The sequence below is a fragment of the Planococcus ruber genome (assembly GCF_022819085.1).
Lineage (GTDB): Bacteria > Bacillota > Bacilli > Bacillales_A > Planococcaceae > Planococcus > Planococcus ruber.
The window spans coordinates 625,743-643,513 of the sequence record NZ_JALHAG010000001.1; the positions used below are offsets into that span (position 1 = coordinate 625,743).

Sequence of the window (17,771 nt, forward strand, 5' to 3'; positions counted from 1 at the left end):
TATCATGAGGTTATCAGAAGCTATTCAAATACAGAGGAGAGTAAAGATGCATTGACCATTTTTTCTTTAAAAGTGTAATTTTACGAATGGTTGTGCTTAATTCTCTAAGTATATCTTAAGAAAGAGAAAGGAATTAAGATTTTAAGATACCAAGAGAGTTATGAGAAGCAAATGAAATATGAGTTTAAATATTGGTTGAAAAAACTAAACAAAAAAGACATTCTTTGCAGAATGCCTCGGCTTGAAAAAAATATTTTTTATAGGTTTTTAAAATATTAACTTTTATGTTTTCTTGTTTTTGAATATGATAGGAGACTCTAAGACTCAATTATGCCATCATATCGATTCTTTTAATTTCATTTAGTTTGTGAAATTGTATTAACAAGTTGGTTCAATGATTCATTGATCGGCAGTGTGCGACCAAGAATTTTCTCGAAATCGTTGCTTTCCACTTCAAGTGAACCGTTCCGGATGCTTTCTTGGATTCCTACAACAATCGGAATCACAAAATCGGGTAAACCTAAGCCTTTCATAATCTCTGCATATTTTTCGTCACTCACTTGTTGTACAGGCACTTCTTTACCCAATATATCACCAAGAGCAGATGCCAATTCTTCTTGGGTTAAAAGAGGACCTGAAAGTTCGTACACTGTATTGTCGTGGCCGTCCCCAACCAGAACCGCTGCCGCTGCATCTGCGTAATCTTGTTGCAATGCCCAGCCCACTTTGCCTTCACCGGCAGAAGTGACCCATGGAGCTCCTGCTAGGACACCTTGAATGCTTCCGATTTCGTTTTCGAAATACCAGTTGTTGCGCAAGAAAGAGTAGGGAATACCGGTCTTGATAATGGCCGCTTCTGTGGCAACATGAGGCGGCGCCATAAGATTTTCGCTTTCTGTAGCGTTAGCCAAACTTGTGTAGACAATGAATTTTATTCCTGCACGTTCAGCTGCTTGGACAGCATTAGTATGTTGGCGGATTCTTGTTTCATTGTCGCCATCCGCGGAGATGATCAATAAGCGGTCAATTCCTTCAAATGCCTTATCCAAAGTTTCTGGGTGGTCAAAATCTGCTTGACGAACTTCCACTCCACGGGCACGAAGCCCTTCTGCTTTCTCGGCGTTTCGGACACTCACCGCCAGCTTACTTGCAGGCAGGGTTTTCAATATTGCTTCTACAACCTTCGAACCTAATTTTCCTGTCGCCCCTGTAACTAATATTTTCATTTTCCAATCCCCCTAATTCGCTTTTGGTGTAACAATAATGATTACATGTATTCATATTAGTTACTTGTAACTGAATTGTCAACAGGAATAGCAATATTTGTTTTTTTCCTGCTATTTGATACAATAAACTTGTAACTAAATTAATTACATGATATTAGATATAGAAATAGAAATTTATAAAGGGGTGAAGGTAAATGTCCATTAGCAGCCGATTTGCTGTCGGAATTCATATATTGACTCTAATTGAATTTAATAAAGATGGAATAACATCTTCTGAATTTTTAGCTTCGAGCGTTAACACAAATCCAGCAGTGATACGGAAACTTATGGGCATGCTTAAAAAAGCTGGTTTGATCGAAGTACACCCAGGTATTGCAGGAGCAAAACTTACAATGAAACTATCTGATATTACCTTGTTCGATGTCTATAAAGCGGTAAATGTTGTTCAAGATAAAGAATTATTCAGTATACACGAAAATCCACAGCTTAGTTGTCCCGTTGGCCGGAATATCCAAAATACTATAGAACCTATATTTGCGACCGCACAAGGGGCAATGGAGAAAGTTTTAAAAAATGTAACATTAGAAGATGTGATGAATGATATTGTTGCTGGAGAAAATATTGGATAGATATGATTTCTTAAAGAAATGTTCTATACTCGTTTATTTAACCTGAATTATTCATACCTTCGTCAAAAGGCATGGTTCTAGCCAAAAGTCGATTAGATTTCCGTTCTTTTGAAAGAATGGTGTTTATTTTTTTCTTGGATACAGTTTTTTCAGAATTCAGTTCTGAAAATTACCCTTTTTGGGCAGACTTCTCCCTTGGAATTAACCCTGATTTTAAAAAACGTGTCAAATGAGCAGGTTATTCTATCTGTAATCTTTGAATTCGGCCAAGCACCTTCCAAAAGAAGTCTTGATAGACAAAACTTGAAGATAATTTAAAGTGTAGGGATCTCCCTGACTTTACTAACTTACTTGCCACTTTAATAAGTCGTGTTCGAATAGTTTCAATTTGCATCTTCTTTTGTTCAGGTGGTAAAGCAAGGGTTCGCAGCCAATTCGTTAAGTTATAAGCTAGAAGACTCAACATCATTCTTACCTCGTTCACTTGAAAAAAATGACTATTCATTTGATCGAATTTGAAACCATTCTTGGCCTCCTTGATATAGTTCTCCATCGTCCCTCTTTTTTGGTACGCACGGACGATATCTTTTGGAGAAAAGGCAACTTCTAAATTGGTCACAAAAAATGAATGGATAAACAACAGTTCACCTGCTGGACGTATCGATTGTATAATCACTTTTCTAGGTTTAGACCATGACTTCGCTTGATAAATCGTTTCTTCAAAATAGCATTCGGTCTTTGTGACATCTGAAGGCAAAGAGGTAGGACGGTATTCTTCCGCAATCTGTTGAAGTTGAGCTTTAGACTTTAGTCGAATGACGTAATAAACCGATTCTTTTTCGCACAAATCATATAAAGCAGGGACGGCAAAACCACTATCTCCGCGAACAAATAATGAAGTTTCCGGGAATTTCTAGTTGTAATGTTCAATAAGTGGTTGTATAAATTCAATTACACCGTTAGAAGTGTACACATTTCCAGAACGCAGCTTTGCCTTCAAAAAGTCGCCGGTTACACCATCAAAAGCGAATAATGGATGGAAACCAATGGTTCCATAATGAGCATTGTAAGCCGCTGACTCTTGATGCCTGTAGGTATCTGAATGAGTTGAATCCAAATCAAAGATAAGTGCTTTAGAATCTCTGAACGTATGAACTTTATCGATCAGCTCTTGATTGGCCCGTTCTAATTGTTCGATAGATGTTTGATCAAACCGTCTAAAAAAGCGAGATAAACTAGGCTGGGAAGCTAAGGTCGGTGTCCCAATGATTTGGGTGAACACAGGATCATTCGTTAGCTGGTCAGCAGCGTCATCTTCTGAATAGCCGGCAATCATTTGATAGATCTTTTGACGAAGTAAATTTTCATTTGAATGAACAAAGTAAGTTCTGGAATCTTTCAAGTTTAAGTGTTTAGCCAACGTCTTTGAGAAACCCATTTTCTCATCGAATTCTCTAAAGATGAATTCACCTGTATCAGAGGAAAGAGAACCTCCATCATTCGCTACTTTAATTTGACGATTGAAATCAAGAGTTAATTGGGGTAAAGTAGCCATTATAAGAATCCTTTCTGATGGCTATTTTATGGTGATTTAACTTTATCAGAAGTGGATTCTTTTTTCATTTTTTTAATGCATTAAATTTGAACGAGAAAGCTGATTAGATAGGCGATATTAGCCTATTTTAGAAAATCTGTGAATAATTCAGGATATAGTATACTTTTTTATACTATGTAACAATAAAGTGTGTACTTTTAAAGATGGAATGTTATGTGATATATTAATGGATGAAGTTTCTAATTTGAGGGGGAGGTAGAAAAATGGTTAATGTAGCGCTATTGGTTCGACTTGAAGCAAAACCTGGAAAAGAAGCGGAAGTTGAAAGCTTCCTACGTGGGGCCTTACCTGTGGTTCAGGAGGAGTCAGAAACGATCGCATGGTTTGCGATCCGACTTGGACCTACGACATTCGGCATCTTTGACGCATTCCCGGACGACACAGGTCGTCAAGCACACCTTTCTGGTCAAGTGGCTGCGGCATTGATGGAGAAAGCTCCTGAACTTTTCACAGAGCCACCAGTGATTGAAAATATTGACGTCCTTGCTTCCAAGCTTCCTAAATAAAGTCATATTATCGCTGCCATCGTATCTGTCCAGAGACAGTGGATGGCAGTTTTTTGATTATTAGTTTTGGCGTGAGCTATATAAAGTGGAACACCTATAGGGGGGGGAAGCGGACAAACCGCTTCTTTTTATTTATCAATTAATCCGATTAATGGAATAAAAACTAGGAGAAATCATTTACAGCTACCTATTTTATACCGTTTCAGTTAATACCCAAAGTATAAATTAAAATGATTTGGGTAAGAAGAAGTTCTCTTAATCGCAACTTTTTATGGCCTTGTACAAGTTTAGAACGATGCACGGCCTTACCGATGGATGTATATAACACAGCGCTTACAAGAGAATCTGCACCAAATTTACTCCTTATTTTATCTACTACATATCTGAGCTCTCTTTTTTTCTAGCCACCGCTCAATATGTTAAAACGATTTTCCACTAACCTGTCACGTTCGTTGACAAAATGGATGGCTGAGCGAAATCGAAACTCATTTATGAATGAATAAATAATAGAATAGTTCTAAAATTTTAGTAGTTATTTTTTAAAATTTTTTAGTAAAATAGTATATTTTACTCAATTAGCTATTTATAGATAAATTTCTACGTGCTAATATACCTAATGTGGCAAATTTTACGAAAGTAAAAGACGCAAAGTCACGGACCTACAGCATATTCACTCCATGGTAGCCGGGCCGCCAGGATTCTCCTTGTAATTTCCCTTTCATAATTTGCCTGAATTATAGAGAAGGGTGCTATTTAATTTGAAAACAATTCTGCTTGCAGATGATTCTGTCTTTATGAGAACATTTTTAAACCTAGATTATTCATAGCACCATAATAATCAAAGAAAATCTCCTGGATTTCAAGAAATCAGCTGTTTGTAAGGAATGTATCACGTTCTTTGCTTGGACAATAGAAGAAAAATGAGATTTTTATATATGAAACGCTTCTTTGATGACGAGTTGACCTAAAAAAGGGCAGACTTCACCTTTGTACGTGAATGAATTTCAAAATTTCAGGGGACTTTATAATGTTTTAGGTTTGGATCAACCGCAGCGTCTTAAAGAACTCTTCCTGGTAGACGAAGGATTTCGACAGTTTCAAATGAAGATAACGGCCCGAGTTCGTAAGTTTCGCTCCTATTTTGATTACCAAGCTTCTAAACGTTCCCATCCGAAACGATTTAAGCGCGGCAGTAAAGAATAGATTCTTCGCAGCGATATGTAAGTTATAGGCGATGAGGGCGATCATCATTCTTGCGCAGTTGGCCGTAAAATCATGGCTGCTTGTATATTTACAGCCAAAATCATTTTTGGCTTCCTTAATAAACAGCTCCATTTCTCCTCGTTTTTTGTAAAGCCGGAAAATCATCTTTGGCTCGGAAGTCAGGCCCGTCACAATGAAAGTATGGGTAAAGAGAAGTTCGTTTGTTTGCCTTTCATATCGAACAACTACTCTTCTTGGACGATCCCAGGAACTTGCCTGATAGTCAAATTCATCATAATGAACCTCCCCATGTTCAGAAGAAGGAGAAGGGGCAGGGCTTATTTCTTCCGCCATGGAATGAAGTTTTGCGTTTGCTTTTAGCCGAATGACATAATGAACTTGTTTCGCTTCGCATGTTTTATACAAGGAAGGGATGGCAAATCCACTATCACCACGGACGAGAATATCCATATGCGGAAGCTTGTTTAAGTATCCTTCGATAATATCTGTCACCATGTCTTCCGCCCCTTTCGATGTATATTGTTCTCCAGAGCGATTAACCGCACGGAGACACATACCTGTCATACAATCGAACGCTAACAAGGGGTGAAATCCAGTTGTTTTGTAATGCACGTTAAAGGCACTTTTTTCCTGATTTCCATAGGTTTGAAAATACGTGGAATCGACATCGATCGTGATCTGTTGTTGATCTAAACGTTGATGAACATCGATACTTGCCTGAAGGAGGAAATCATTGCTTTGGTCTATGTTTTCGGATGTGAGAACACCATATGTTCTAGAAAGGGTTAAGGGTTAGTTGACTAGCCAAGTAGTCCTTTTATGTAACCAGAGTAAATGTGGGATCGTCCACAAGGTGTTTCGCAGCGTGATCGCGGTGATATCCCGCTGGATGTTGAAAGACAAGTTGCTCAACAACGGACGGATAGCTATGTTCATGGAAATTCCGGTTATCTTGAATATGCAGGGTGTTATGAAGAGATTGGAAATAGCCGATCTTTTGTGCGGCCTCTTTATAAAGAATAAGCCCTCCATCCGAAGTAATTCTTTCATGGGATAGACCTATTTTCAAAGTAGGGTTGAAGTTTGTTTTCATTTCGTTTAAAGTAGCCATAAGGGAACCTCCAATGTTTGGGTTTAGACACTTTAAACATAACAGAGGCTTCCCTTTTTTTATACTCTTTTTCACTTTTTAGGTGAGGGATAACAATAGAGAGAATGCTTGGTACATATGTGATTAGAAGTGTTTTAAAGATTTTGGTGAATAATCTAGGAATATACTGTCTGATTTCCAATTGAGTTTCATTTTTTCAAAAAAGAGGGATTTTGACGAACCGTTTATAGAGTGTTGAATGTAACTTAATGCTAATTAAGTTACATTCAACACCTTTATTTCACCGATCTTCGAAGAGCGAGAGATAAGAATGGAGTTGCTAGAAAAAATGATACATTCAAAAGGCTATCCTGTATGGATATAAATTCGCGCTTTTGAAAGAATATAAGTTTAAATATCGCAAAGTTATCAGAAGGGAAAGAACCTATTAAGGTTTCTTCCCTTGTTGCTTGGAGAAGTGTACTTGTACGAACGGCCACATTCTGTGGAGGTTTATTGCAGGTTTTTAAGTGGCGGATATTAATGTGAACTGATAGTTTTACAACCGTTTGAAGGGAAAGATAGATATGATAAAAAATAAAAATAAAATTCCGAATGTTGTGTAAATGTTAAGATGGAGTATGGGAAGCAAAAATTTTTGCCTGCTTCTATCCAGTGCAAGAACAAGGAAGCACTCCCATTCTATTTTCAATATAAGGAGTTCTTTTTGATCATTCAGCAAAAGTAAGTGGAGGGAGGTTCACAATATGTGGTTTAAGCTATTACTGTTCCTATTCATTGTGTACGCAGTGAACGCCATCATTAAATTCACTCTCAAGAAGTGGCTGAAGGTCGAGCCGCGGAAGAAGATGTTCTTTTCGAATAATTATGTAAATGAAACTCACTTGAAAGTGGACTGGTTTGTACGGGGGATTTTGCTGATTGCAGGGCTGGCAGTGTCTTTTTATGTCATTGTCGAAGAGAATTCAATTGTTTACATGCTCGTTTATCTCATTGTATTTATCATTCTGACTTATGCAGTGGAGGCGTACTTTGAGTGGAAAGCTTCCAAGCACCCGAAGCAATCCCTTTTTACGTTGAGCGAAATGTTTGTCTGGCTCGTTGCGGTTGCCTTGCTGATCCAGTCAAGTTCATTCTTTTTAGGAATCATTGAGGGTGTCGTGACTGAAAAAGCGGAAGCAAGTTTTACTGTGGAAACGGTGTCAACTGGCTTTTGGGGCGATTCATCTATTGAGGAAGTGCATTTGACGGATGCCACGGTTTTCAAGGGGAAAGTGGAGACTTATGAAGAATTGAAGGAAGGAGATTTGGTGCGTGTGATGCCGTTCGATCTGCCAGCTGACTTTTCGTATTCTCTTGCTGCGGAAGTGACGGTGGAATGACAAGCGAAGCGCAAACCGCATGGCAAGTTGAAGCATTAGGTAGTCGAATTCTCCACTAAGTTGGCGATACTGTCCAGAACCAGAAAAATTCATGGTTTTTGCTTAATTACAGCCTTTTCATTATTATCGTGGTATTAAAGGACTGAAACAACACTGAATAATTGAAGATGCTTAGAAAAAAACTGACTGCGTAACCAATATTATATCAAGTATTTATTCCCGAAATTTGTAAGAGTTCATCTAAACGGAACTAGGTTTACATATCATGAGGTTATCGGAAGAGACAGAGCACTGAAAATAACTGAACCCCATATGAGGTTGCTTTTTCTGCAACATACATTAAGGGTTCAGTTCGTAATTCTCTGTTCCTGCTTAACAAAAAACTAACGATGAAAAGATAGGTGTTAGATTTTTGTGAGGAAAATAGGTTGTTTGTTCTTCTCTGCAACTAACCGTGCAATCTCGATAATCACGGAGGTAGCCTTTACCATATTGTTAACGGAGGCATATTCGTATTTGCTGTGATAGTTTTCCCCACCGGTGAAGATGTTGGGAGTCGGGAGCCCCATATAGGAAAGAACGGACCCATCCGTTCCACCGCGAATGGCTTTGATATCGGGTTTGATGTCCAAGTTCTTCATAGCTTGTTCGGCCAACTCCACTATTTCGTAAACAGGAGCTATTTTTTCTTTCATATTGTAGTATTCATCCGTGATGTCAATTTGGAGACAATGCTCCCCGTATTTTTCTTGCAGCTTTCTGACGCTTTGCGTGAGAAAATCTTTACGCGCAGTAAATTTATCTCGATCAAAATCTCTGATCAAGTACTCCAACGTGGTAAGTTCCACACTTCCTTCAAAAGTGATCAAGTGATAAAATCCCTCATACCCATCCGTTGTTTCAGGAGCTTCTCCCACAGGAAGCATGCGATCTAACTCCATCGCGATTTTACTTGAATTGATCAGTTTATTTTTGGCTGTGCCGGGATGAACATTTCTCCCATGAATGGTAATTTTCGCCTCCGCTGCATTAAAGCTTTCCCATTCTAATTCTCCAAGTGGGCCTCCATCTACGGTATAAGCAAATTGAGCGCCAAAAGCCTCCACGTCAAACTCACGTGGACCTTTTGAGGTCTCTTCATCTGGCGTAAATGCAACTCGAATGGGTCCATGTTTAATTTCAGTATGCTGAATCAAGTAAGCCATCGCGGTCATGATTTCTGCGATTCCTGCTTTATCATCAGCGCCTAAGAGGGTCGTGCCATCTGTAGTTACTAGTGTATGCCCTTTATAGCTAGGCAATTCAGGAAAATCGCTCGTTGATAAAACAATACCTAAAGCTGAATTCAACAGGATGTCTTCTCCGTTGTAGTTTTCAATAATCTGAGGCTGGACATTCTTTCCTGTGAAATCCTCTGAAGTATCTAAATGAGCAATAAATCCAATAGTAGGAAGGTCTTTTTCTAGATTGGCAGGTAATGTTGCCATTACGTAGCCAAACTCATTAATGGTTACATCCTCCATCCCGAGTTCAATCAATTCATCTACCAGCATATTTGCCAGTACGAGCTGACCAGGAGTAGAGGGCGTAGATGAGATGCTGTCATTCGATTCAGTATCGACCTTCACGTATGTAATAAATCTATCTACTAGTTCTTTTTTCAAAAGATTCAATCCCTTCCTTAGCTATGTCTCTTTTATCTTAGCATAGGTTATCGGGATTATTGATTGAGAATCAGGAAGAAAAAAACCAGCAGGATGGCTCACGTATTCTGAGTGGTGAGTAATTAAAAGGTTTGGTATCGGGTAGGAAGTATTCATATAGTTGTTTTGATTGGATATCTAGAAGTTTACATATGATATTTTATTAGAAGAAGCTTAAACAAAAAGAAGGAGAAGACGCTGGAAAGAAAGCATTTTCTCCTTCTTATAATTTTACAAAAGAAAAAGACGCCAAAGTGGCACATGGAAGCGGTGAAACCCATTTTCCTAAAAAAATTTGGATCAATAGAAATTGCCTGCTCAGTTCCGAATTGGGCAATAAAGTAAATTTTGCCTTTCAAAACGGAAGAGGAACTCTTATAATCAAATCAAGACATAAGTATAGAGGTGTTTTATGAAACTCGATGAGATCGATAAAAAAATACTAGAACTTCTGACAGTGAATGGACGCTGCTCCTATGTGGATATTGGCAAGGAACTAAATCTTTCGAGAGTTGCTGTTCGGGAGCGCGTCCATAATTTATCCGAAGAAGGCGTTATAGAAAAGTTTACAGTTGTGATCAATAGCGAAAAAGTGGGCAAGAAAGTCTCGGGATTTTTTGAAGTGGATTGTGAGCCGGCCTCGCTCGTTAAAGTAGCTCAGGCATTGGCGGACAACCCGAGTGTAGCCAGTTGCTATCAGATGACCGGCCCTTCTACTTTGCACATGCATGTGCTGGTGGATGATTTTATCGATTTAGAAAAATTCATTAATGAAGAGCTCTATGCATTAGAAGGCATCACGCGTGTAGAAAGCCATATTCTTTTGCGGCGTTTCAAAAGCCGCAATGGACTCAAACTATAAAAGCGGCCTGCCTCTCTTGGATGGGCTGCGAAATTGCATAGAAATAGTTGAACCTGAAGCGATTCACCGTCGCTTGAGGTTTTTTCTTTGCCAATCGAAATGTTTTGGAAGCGCTTTCGTAAAGGGTTAACAAATAATTATTAGACCACTGGCTTTGCGAACAATAAGTAAGAAATTTTCAAAATTTATCTTCAATATGTTGTATAAGGATAGGGAAATACTACTTTTTCGAAAATTCTTATAGATTTTTATATTCTTTTAACTTATAATCGGATTTATTAAATTATTTACTTTTGTTAAGCAAAATTAAATAAGTGATTTACAAATGTTTTTTGGGGGTGAGATTTTGGTTTCTCTAATTATTCGTCGAACACTGCAGTTAGTCTTCTTGCTTTTAGGAATATCTTTTTTGGTATTTTCATCCATGTACATAGCGCCAGGGGATCCGGCAGCTATTATCGGAGGACCGACAGCAACAGAAACAGATATCGCAGCAATACGGGCAAATTTAGGATTGGACGATCCGTTCCTCGCTCAGTATGCACGCTATCTCGGCAACGCTGTCCAAGGAGATTTCGGGTACTCCTACCAAACGACTCAACCTGTAGCGGATGCCATTGCTGTCCGTTTTCCGAATACGCTGAAGCTGGCCGTGGCCAGTATGATCGTAGCGGTGATCATCGGCATTTTGACGGGCTTGGTTTCTGCATTGAAGCAAAATTCATGGTTGGACGTCTCAGCGACAACTTTTGCACTGGCCGGAATTTCCATTCCAAACTTTTGGTTGGGCGCTTTGCTGATTCTCGTCTTCGCAGTCAATCTGCAATGGCTGCCGGTCGGGGGGATGGCGCATCCGTTTTATACGATCGACGGCATTCGCGAATTGATTTTGCCGGCCATTACGCTCGGCACCGGTTCCGCTGCCATGATTGCCCGAATGGCGAGAAGTTCGATGCTTGAAGTGATACGGGCCGATTATGTGCGGACGGCACGTGCTAAAGGCGTCAAAGAAAGAAGCGTGATTTGGATCCATACATTGAAAAATGCCATGATCCCAATTATCACAGTGATCGGACTGAATTTCGGTTTCCTGCTTGGCGGGACGATCATCACCGAAAAAGTATTTGCCATCAACGGCGTTGGGCGTTTGATGATTGATGCCATCGCAGCCCGTGACTTTCCAATGGTGCAAGGTTCGGTCCTACTCGTCGCTACACTGTTCGTTCTCGTCAATTTAATTGTCGATATCGTGTATACGTACATTGATCCGCGGATTAAATATGAATAAAAAGGGGGGAGTGCTATGACAACGGTTGAAACAGTCAAACTAAAAGAAAAGAAACGTGAAAAATATATTGTGACTACCGCGAAGCGGCTGTTTAAAAACAAACTGGCCATTTTGGGTTTGATCATTGTTGTGCTGCAAATAGCGATGGCAGTGTTTGCGCCAATGATTACGTCGCATGACCCTATCAAGCAAAACTTAGCTGCCAGTGAATTGCCGATGTTCAGTCCCGAGCACTGGCTCGGCACCGACAATTATGGCCGGGACGTCTGGAGCCGGATCGTATTCGGCGCCCGCATTTCGTTAGTCGTCGGAAGTATAGCGGTTGCGCTGGGCCTGGTTGGCGGCATCGTTCTTGGGTTGCTGGCAGGCTATTACCGGAAATTAGATGCAATCATTATGCGATTTGTTGATCTGTTGTTTTCTTTTCCCGGAATCTTGCTTGCGATGTTGATCATTGCCGTTCTGGGCACGAGCCTTGTGAATGTGGCAATAGCCATCAGCATCTGGTCAATTCCAACGTGTGCACGGATTGTGCGCGGATCGGTTCTTTCTATTAAAGAGAAGGAATACATCATGGCAATGCGTTCGATGGGGGCCTCCGATTTGCGGATCATGGTTCGGCACATCTTGCCGAATGCGTCCGCTCCCATCATCGTATTTGCGACTATGCGGATGGCTACCGCGATTCTTTCCACCGCTTCACTCAGCTACTTAGGCCTTGGGGCTCAGCCGCCGACGCCTGAATGGGGGGCCATGATTTCCCAGGGGCAGGCATTCATGTGGTCATCGCCGCATTTAACGATTGTTCCCGGCATTGCCATCATGCTGACGGTGTTTGCATTTAACGTCCTCGGAGATGGCTTGCGGGATGCGCTTGATCCGAACATGGATTTACAAGAATAAAACATATGGGGGGAATATTGATGAAGAAGTATTGGATCATTTTTTTAACGGTTCTTGGCATAATTTTATTGAGCGCATGTTCAGAAAGTACGATTCCTGAAGGCGCGGAAAACACGAATAGTGGTTCATCAGGTTCGACTGCACCGGCCGAAGGGCAAGAAGTCATTTACGGTTCGACGACAGACGCTGTCGGACTTTCGCCAACTTTAACAAACGATTCCGCTTCATCGAGCGTCATTTCACAAGTTTATGAAACATTGTTTGAACGCGATCCGGAAACACTGGAACTTGTGCCAAAACTCGCCGAATCTTTTGAGAATCCAGATGAATTGACTTGGACCATCAAATTAAAAGAAGGCATCACTTTCCAAGACGGAACGCCGTTCAATGCGGAAGCCGTTAAATACACATTCGATAAATTGCGTGACCCAGCGACTGCAGCACCGCGTGCTTCGCTGCTCGAGCCGGTAGAAGAGATTACCGCAGTAGATGAAACAACGGTCGAAATTAAAACCAAATACCCGTACGGTTCAATGGTAGCGGCATTGTCTCACTCAAATGCTTCTATTATTTCCCCAGCGGCTGATGAAAAACAAGACTTGATGAAAGAACCCGTAGGAACAGGGCCATTCAAATTTGTCAGCTGGTCAACCGGCGACCAAATTGTGCTTGAAAAGAACGAAGATTATTGGGGCGGGGCACCATCTTTGAGCAAAGTGACTTTCAAAGTCGTGCCGGAAGTTTCAACAGCTATTTCGATGCTGCAAACAGGAGAAATTAATTTCCTTGACGCGTTGCCAGGAGAACAATTGTCGCGCATTGAAGCGATTAAAAATGTAGAAGTGACGAAACAAGAAGGAACGCCGGTTTATTGGCTGTCTCCAAACCACAGCACGGAACGCGGGCAAAATCCGGAATTCCGTAAAGCGATTGCCGCTGCCGTAGATCGGGATGCCATCGTTGAACAGATGAACGGGTTGGCAGTAAGAAACGACAGCATTATCGGGCCAAAACTGTTTGGATACAGTGAAGCGGCAAGCTCAGGCGCAACGGCTTATGATCCTGAAGCTGCGAAAAAACTAGTGGAAGAAAACGGATTTGGCGATGAGCCGGTCAAATTGCTTGCCGCAAATCGCGGGACTTTCGTACAAATGGCTGAAATCGTCCAGTCCCAGTTAACAGAAGCTGGATTTAAAGTGGAAATTGAAACAATGGAATGGGCAACCTTCCTTGATACTGCACGTGCGGGCAATTACGACCTTACTTTCCTAAGCTGGTCGAACGTAACGGGCGACGGCTCCGAAATGCTTTACCCGAACTTCCATTCGGACAACGTCGGCGTTTCCAATATGTCGCAGTACAGCAACCCGGAATTTGATCAGTTGGTGGAGCAGTCCCGCACTACTGTAGACCAGGCCGAACGTGAGAAATACTTGAACCAGGCGAACGAAATCCTGTTGAAAGAAGACGTGGCGGTTGTCATGTACCACGGCGTAGTAACTTCTGCTACGGATCAATCGATCAAAGGATTGCAAATGGATCCAAACGGGCAATGGAGCTTGTATAACGTAACAAGAGAGTAGGGGAAAGTATGAGAGAGGCATTACTTGAAGTGAAAAATTTAGTGACGTCGTTTCGTACATCTGAGGGTTCATTGCAAGCGGTTAAAGATGTCTCTTTTCATGTCGATAAAGGAGAAACGCTTTGCATTGTCGGAGAATCCGGATGCGGAAAAAGCATTACGTCGCTATCCATCATGCGCCTGCTGGCATCTAATGGAGTCATTGAAAGCGGAGAGGTCCTGTTGGACAACGAACCTCTCCAAAAGCTTTCAGATGAACAGATGCGGAAGCTGCGGGGCAATAAAATATCGATGATTTTCCAGGAGCCGATGACGGCATTGAATCCGGTGCTGACGATCGGCTACCAGTTGAGAGAGCCTTTGCTTTTGCACCACAAAATCTCAAAAGCGGAAGCATCCAAACAAGGAATTGAATTGCTTCGCCAAGTGGGAATTCCCAATCCGGAAAAACGCTTGAACCAATATCCGCACGAATTGAGCGGGGGCATGCGCCAGCGGGTCATGATCGCGATGGCCCTGGCTTGCCATCCAAGCCTGCTGATTGCAGACGAGCCGACGACGGCGCTGGATGTCACCATTCAAGCGCAGATTCTTGACTTAATAAACGACTTAAAAGAAAAGCTCAATATGGGTGTGTTGATGATCACCCATGACATGGGCGTCGTGGCGGAAGTTGCCAACCGGGTAATGGTCATGTACGCGGGCAAGAAGATTGAAGAAGGGCCGGTAGAAGAAATCTTCAACAATCCGCAGCATCCATATACCGTCGGCTTGCTGAATTCAGTGCCGAATGTCGATGATCCCGATTTCGAACTGGAACCCATCCCAGGCAACATGCCGGGGCTGAATGAACAAATTTCAGGATGCCGCTTCCATCCGCGCTGCAAATTCGCTATGGATAAATGTAAGGTGGAGGCGCCGCCGGAATTTACCGTGTCCGATGGGCATTGCACGAATTGCTGGCTGGCTGAAAAGGAGGGCGAATTGCATGAACACCGTAACAAAGTGGCCGTCCGAGCGTGAAGTTTTGTTAGAATTAGAAGGCGTAAAAAAATACTTTCCCATTAGAGGCGGCGTATTGAAACGCGTTCAAGGAAATGTGAAGGCTGTTGAATCTGTCTCCTTAAAATTGTACAAAGGCGAAAGCCTTGGCGTAGTAGGCGAATCCGGCTGCGGAAAATCCACTCTTGGCCGCACCATTCTCGGCCTTGAGGAATTGACTGAAGGCAAAATCAGTTTCAATGAAGAGGAAATCCAGGACTTAAAAAGGAAAGAAAAAAAGAAATTCGTAAAAGAAATGCAAATGATTTTCCAAGATCCGTACGCTTCTTTGAACCCAAGGCAGCGCGTCGGCCATGCATTAGATGAAGTGTTTAAAATGCATACCAACATGCCGGCCCAGGAGAGAAAAGATGCCGTGGTCGATTTGCTGAGAGAAGTCGGCCTAAAAGCGGAGCATTATGACCGCTATCCCCATGAGTTCAGCGGCGGACAGCGGCAGCGGATCGGCATCGCACGGGCCATCGCTTTAAACCCGCAATTCATCATTTGCGATGAGGCGGTTTCGGCTTTGGATGTATCGGTTCAGGCGCAGGTGCTGAAATTGTTGAAGAATTTGCAGGAAAAGTACAACTTGTCTTATTTATTCATTTCTCACGATTTAGGAGTTGTACGGTATTTCTGTGATCGCGTGCTGGTCATGTATTTAGGCAACACGGTGGAATTGGCCGATGTGTCGAAAATTTTCAGCCATCCGCTTCACCCTTATACTCGAGCGCTTCTGTCTGCAATTCCAAGGCCGAAGATGAACACGAAAAGAGAACGCATCCGCTTAGTAGGCGATATGCCGAATCCGGCAAATCCTCCAAGCGGCTGTGTATTCCATACACGCTGCCCGATGGCGCAAGATATTTGCAAGGTAGAGAAACCCGCTTTTATCGAACAAGAAAAAGACCATTTCGCGGCATGCCATTTTGCTGGCGAAGAACTGTGAGCCGGGTGCGGGGAATGTTTCCCTGCAGCTGGCTTTTATTCTGATACTGGAGGTATTTCAATGGATTATTTATTGCACCCGTTCGGCTCAAAACGAAACACGGTATTTGCGAAAAAGGGAATGGTGGCGACGTCCCAGCCGCTTGCTGCGCAAGCAGGAATTGAAATCATGCACAATGGCGGAAACGCGATCGATGCAGCGATTGCCGCTGCCGCTGCGTTAACAGTCGTAGAACCGACCTCGAATGGAATTGGCGGAGATGCCTTTGCGCTCGTTTGGGTAAAAGACAAACTGCACGGATTAAACAGTTCAGGGCCATCACCCAAAAACATTTCACCCGAAGCGGTCAAAGCGCTCGGTTTTACCAAAATGCCTGTGCACGGCGTAGTGCCGATTACGGTTCCCGGCGCTCCGGCAGCCTGGGCAGAGTTATCCCGCAAGTTTGGAAAACTCCCATTATCCGAGGTATTAAAACCGGCCATCCGCTATGCGGAAGAAGGATATCCGTTAACGCCGATTTTAGGTAAATATTGGAAATTGGCGTACGATAAATTTAAAGCTTCTTTTACCACCGAAGAATACCAGGCATGGTTTGATACGTTCGCGCCGAACGGAAAAGCTCCCGAAATCGGGGAAGTATGGACTTCGCCAGGGCACGCGGCTACATTGAGGGAAATCGGCGAAACCGATGCCCGCTCATTTTATGAAGGGCCGCTTGCAAAAAAGATAACCGATTACGTCCAGCAGCATAAAGGCTTTTTAGCGGCGGAAGATCTGGCGGCATTCAAACCGGAATGGGTAGATCCGGTATCGGTTAATTACCGCGGGTATGATGTGTGGGAGATCCCGCCGAATGGGCAGGGGATGGTTGCCTTGATGGCCCTCAACATTTTCAAAAATCTGGGGGAGCCGAAATGGCAAGATGCAAAGACGTACCACAAACAAATTGAAGCGATGAAGCTTGCCTTTACAGACGGCAAGGAATTTATCACCGAACCGGAAGAAATGCCTGTAAGTGTGGAGCATTTGCTGTCGGAGGAATATGCCGCAAAACGGGCTGAAACCATTGGAGAAAATGCTTCTTTGCCGGTTCCTTATGAATTGCCTAAAGGCGGCACGGTCTATTTATCGGCTGCGGATGAAGAAGGAAATATGATTTCCTATATTCAAAGCAATTACATGGGCTTCGGCTCTGGAATTGTTGTTCCGGACACCGGCATCAGCCTTCAAAATCGAGGCGCTGATTTCTCTCTTGAAGAAGAGCATTCGAATGTCTTAAAAGGCGGCAAACGGACTTACCATACCATCATTCCAGGATTTTTGACGAAAAACGGAAAAGCTGTCGGCCCGTTCGGGGTGATGGGAGGCTATATGCAGCCGCAAGGGCATTTTCAAGTCGTCACGAACACCATTGATTATTTGCTGAATCCGCAAGCGGCTCTTGATGTGCCAAGGTGGCAGTGGATCGAAGGGAAAACGGTCTTGGTTGAACCGGAATTCCCGAATTACTTAGCTCAGGCCTTAACGCGAAAAGGCCATCAAATCCAAGCTTCCACTGATGGCGGGGCGTTCGGCCGAGGACAGATTATTTGGCGCAATCCGGAAACAGGCGTTTTATCAGGCGGCACAGAAGCGCGGACAGACGGAGCTATAGCTGTTTGGTAAGCGAAGATAAAACACAAGGGCAAAAAAGCAGCGTTTCCGGCCTGCAAACAAATGCCGACATTTTTGCCGCCTTTTTCCGTGT

General features: G+C 42.6%; 13 protein-coding genes, 2 pseudogenes and 1 riboswitch. Of the genes and pseudogenes, 10 read left to right on the plus strand and 5 right to left on the minus strand.

Going from position 1 to position 17,771, the window contains the following annotated elements:
- Positions 1–356: 356 nt before the first annotated feature.
- Positions 357–1,226: an SDR family oxidoreductase gene (locus tag MTR82_RS03170; RefSeq protein ID WP_246807680.1), complete on the minus strand. Its 870-nt coding sequence runs from the start codon at positions 1,224–1,226 to the stop codon at positions 357–359.
- 194 nt (positions 1,227–1,420) lie between these two features.
- Between MTR82_RS03170 and MTR82_RS03175 the strand changes: the two genes are divergently transcribed.
- Positions 1,421–1,855: an Rrf2 family transcriptional regulator gene (locus MTR82_RS03175; RefSeq protein ID WP_246807681.1), complete on the plus strand. Its 435-nt coding sequence runs from the start codon at positions 1,421–1,423 to the stop codon at positions 1,853–1,855.
- Positions 1,856–2,093: 238 nt separating this feature from the next.
- On the opposite strand, the pseudogene MTR82_RS03180 reads toward MTR82_RS03175, so the two are convergent.
- A pseudogene (locus MTR82_RS03180) lies at positions 2,094–3,410 on the minus strand (IS1380 family transposase).
- A 263-nt stretch (positions 3,411–3,673) separates the two neighbouring features.
- Between MTR82_RS03180 and MTR82_RS03185 the strand changes: the two are divergent.
- Positions 3,674–3,976 (plus strand): putative quinol monooxygenase, encoded by a 303-nt coding sequence (locus tag MTR82_RS03185; RefSeq protein WP_246807682.1) that lies wholly within the window; start codon positions 3,674–3,676, stop codon positions 3,974–3,976.
- A gap of 610 nt (positions 3,977–4,586) precedes the next feature.
- Positions 4,587–4,673: riboswitch (cyclic di-GMP riboswitch) on the plus strand.
- 335 nt (positions 4,674–5,008) lie between these two features.
- Here MTR82_RS03185 and MTR82_RS03190 read toward each other — a convergent pair.
- Both MTR82_RS03190 and MTR82_RS17055 read right to left on the minus strand, forming a co-directional pair.
- Positions 5,009–5,974, minus strand: a pseudogene (locus tag MTR82_RS03190) (IS1380 family transposase); the annotation flags it as partial.
- A gap of 43 nt (positions 5,975–6,017) precedes the next feature.
- Positions 6,018–6,311, minus strand: a complete 294-nt coding sequence (locus MTR82_RS17055) for a transposase (protein ID WP_279576962.1) — start codon at positions 6,309–6,311, stop codon at positions 6,018–6,020.
- A 746-nt stretch (positions 6,312–7,057) separates the two neighbouring features.
- Between MTR82_RS17055 and MTR82_RS03195 the strand changes: the two genes are divergently transcribed.
- Entirely contained in the window at positions 7,058–7,693 is a 636-nt protein-coding gene (locus MTR82_RS03195) for a DUF4181 domain-containing protein (RefSeq protein WP_246807683.1), read from the plus strand.
- Positions 7,694–8,097: 404 nt separating this feature from the next.
- Here the strand turns inward: MTR82_RS03195 and pepT are convergent, their stop codons facing one another.
- Positions 8,098–9,357, minus strand: a complete 1,260-nt coding sequence (pepT, locus tag MTR82_RS03200) for a peptidase T (protein ID WP_246807684.1) — start codon at positions 9,355–9,357, stop codon at positions 8,098–8,100.
- Between the two features lie 451 nt (positions 9,358–9,808).
- Here pepT and MTR82_RS03205 point away from each other — a divergent pair, with 451 nt between their 5' ends.
- The 7 genes from MTR82_RS03205 (at position 9,809) to MTR82_RS03235 (ending at position 17,689) form a co-directional block, all read left to right on the plus strand.
- On the plus strand, positions 9,809–10,258 hold the full coding sequence (locus MTR82_RS03205; protein WP_052649716.1) for an Lrp/AsnC family transcriptional regulator: 450 nt from the start codon (positions 9,809–9,811) through the stop codon (positions 10,256–10,258).
- A 346-nt stretch (positions 10,259–10,604) separates the two neighbouring features.
- Positions 10,605–11,546 (plus strand): nickel ABC transporter permease, encoded by a 942-nt coding sequence (gene nikB / locus MTR82_RS03210; RefSeq protein ID WP_246807685.1) that lies wholly within the window; start codon positions 10,605–10,607, stop codon positions 11,544–11,546.
- A 15-nt stretch (positions 11,547–11,561) separates the two neighbouring features.
- Complete coding sequence (locus tag MTR82_RS03215; protein ID WP_052649719.1) at positions 11,562–12,449, plus strand: ABC transporter permease; 888 nt, start codon at positions 11,562–11,564, stop codon at positions 12,447–12,449.
- Positions 12,450–12,469: 20 nt separating this feature from the next.
- The gene (locus MTR82_RS03220; protein ID WP_246807686.1) at positions 12,470–14,032 is read left to right on the plus strand and encodes an ABC transporter substrate-binding protein; all 1,563 of its coding nucleotides are present in this window, start codon (positions 12,470–12,472) and stop codon (positions 14,030–14,032) included.
- An 8-nt stretch (positions 14,033–14,040) separates the two neighbouring features.
- Positions 14,041–15,054 carry an ABC transporter ATP-binding protein gene (locus tag MTR82_RS03225; RefSeq protein WP_052649721.1) on the plus strand — a complete coding sequence of 338 codons (1,014 nt, stop codon included), beginning with the start codon at positions 14,041–14,043 and terminating at the stop codon, positions 15,052–15,054.
- Entirely contained in the window at positions 15,020–16,024 is a 1,005-nt protein-coding gene (locus MTR82_RS03230) for an ABC transporter ATP-binding protein (protein ID WP_246807687.1), read from the plus strand. Before MTR82_RS03225 ends, MTR82_RS03230 begins: the two co-directional genes overlap by 35 nt.
- 60 nt (positions 16,025–16,084) lie before the next feature.
- On the plus strand, positions 16,085–17,689 hold the full coding sequence (locus MTR82_RS03235; protein ID WP_246807688.1) for a gamma-glutamyltransferase family protein: 1,605 nt from the start codon (positions 16,085–16,087) through the stop codon (positions 17,687–17,689).
- The last annotated feature ends 82 nt before the right edge of the window (positions 17,690–17,771 follow it).

Excerpts from the sequence above, each read along its gene's own strand:
- MTR82_RS03220 (WP_246807686.1), top strand. The coding sequence starts at position 12,470 with ATGAAGAAGTATTGGATCATTTTTTTAACGGTTCTTGGCATAATTTTA.
- MTR82_RS03205 (WP_052649716.1), top strand. The coding sequence starts at position 9,809 with ATGAAACTCGATGAGATCGATAAAAAAATACTAGAACTTCTGACAGTG.
- MTR82_RS17055 (WP_279576962.1), bottom strand. The coding sequence starts at position 6,311 with ATGGCTACTTTAAACGAAATGAAAACAAACTTCAACCCTACTTTGAAA.
- MTR82_RS03230 (WP_246807687.1), top strand. The coding sequence starts at position 15,020 with ATGAACACCGTAACAAAGTGGCCGTCCGAGCGTGAAGTTTTGTTAGAA.
- MTR82_RS03225 (WP_052649721.1), top strand. The coding sequence starts at position 14,041 with ATGAGAGAGGCATTACTTGAAGTGAAAAATTTAGTGACGTCGTTTCGT.
- MTR82_RS03185 (WP_246807682.1), top strand. The coding sequence starts at position 3,674 with ATGGTTAATGTAGCGCTATTGGTTCGACTTGAAGCAAAACCTGGAAAA.
- MTR82_RS03170 (WP_246807680.1), bottom strand. The coding sequence starts at position 1,226 with ATGAAAATATTAGTTACAGGGGCGACAGGAAAATTAGGTTCGAAGGTT.
- MTR82_RS03215 (WP_052649719.1), top strand. The coding sequence starts at position 11,562 with ATGACAACGGTTGAAACAGTCAAACTAAAAGAAAAGAAACGTGAAAAA.
- MTR82_RS03175 (WP_246807681.1), top strand. The coding sequence starts at position 1,421 with ATGTCCATTAGCAGCCGATTTGCTGTCGGAATTCATATATTGACTCTA.
- MTR82_RS03195 (WP_246807683.1), top strand. The coding sequence starts at position 7,058 with ATGTGGTTTAAGCTATTACTGTTCCTATTCATTGTGTACGCAGTGAAC.
- MTR82_RS03235 (WP_246807688.1), top strand. The coding sequence starts at position 16,085 with ATGGATTATTTATTGCACCCGTTCGGCTCAAAACGAAACACGGTATTT.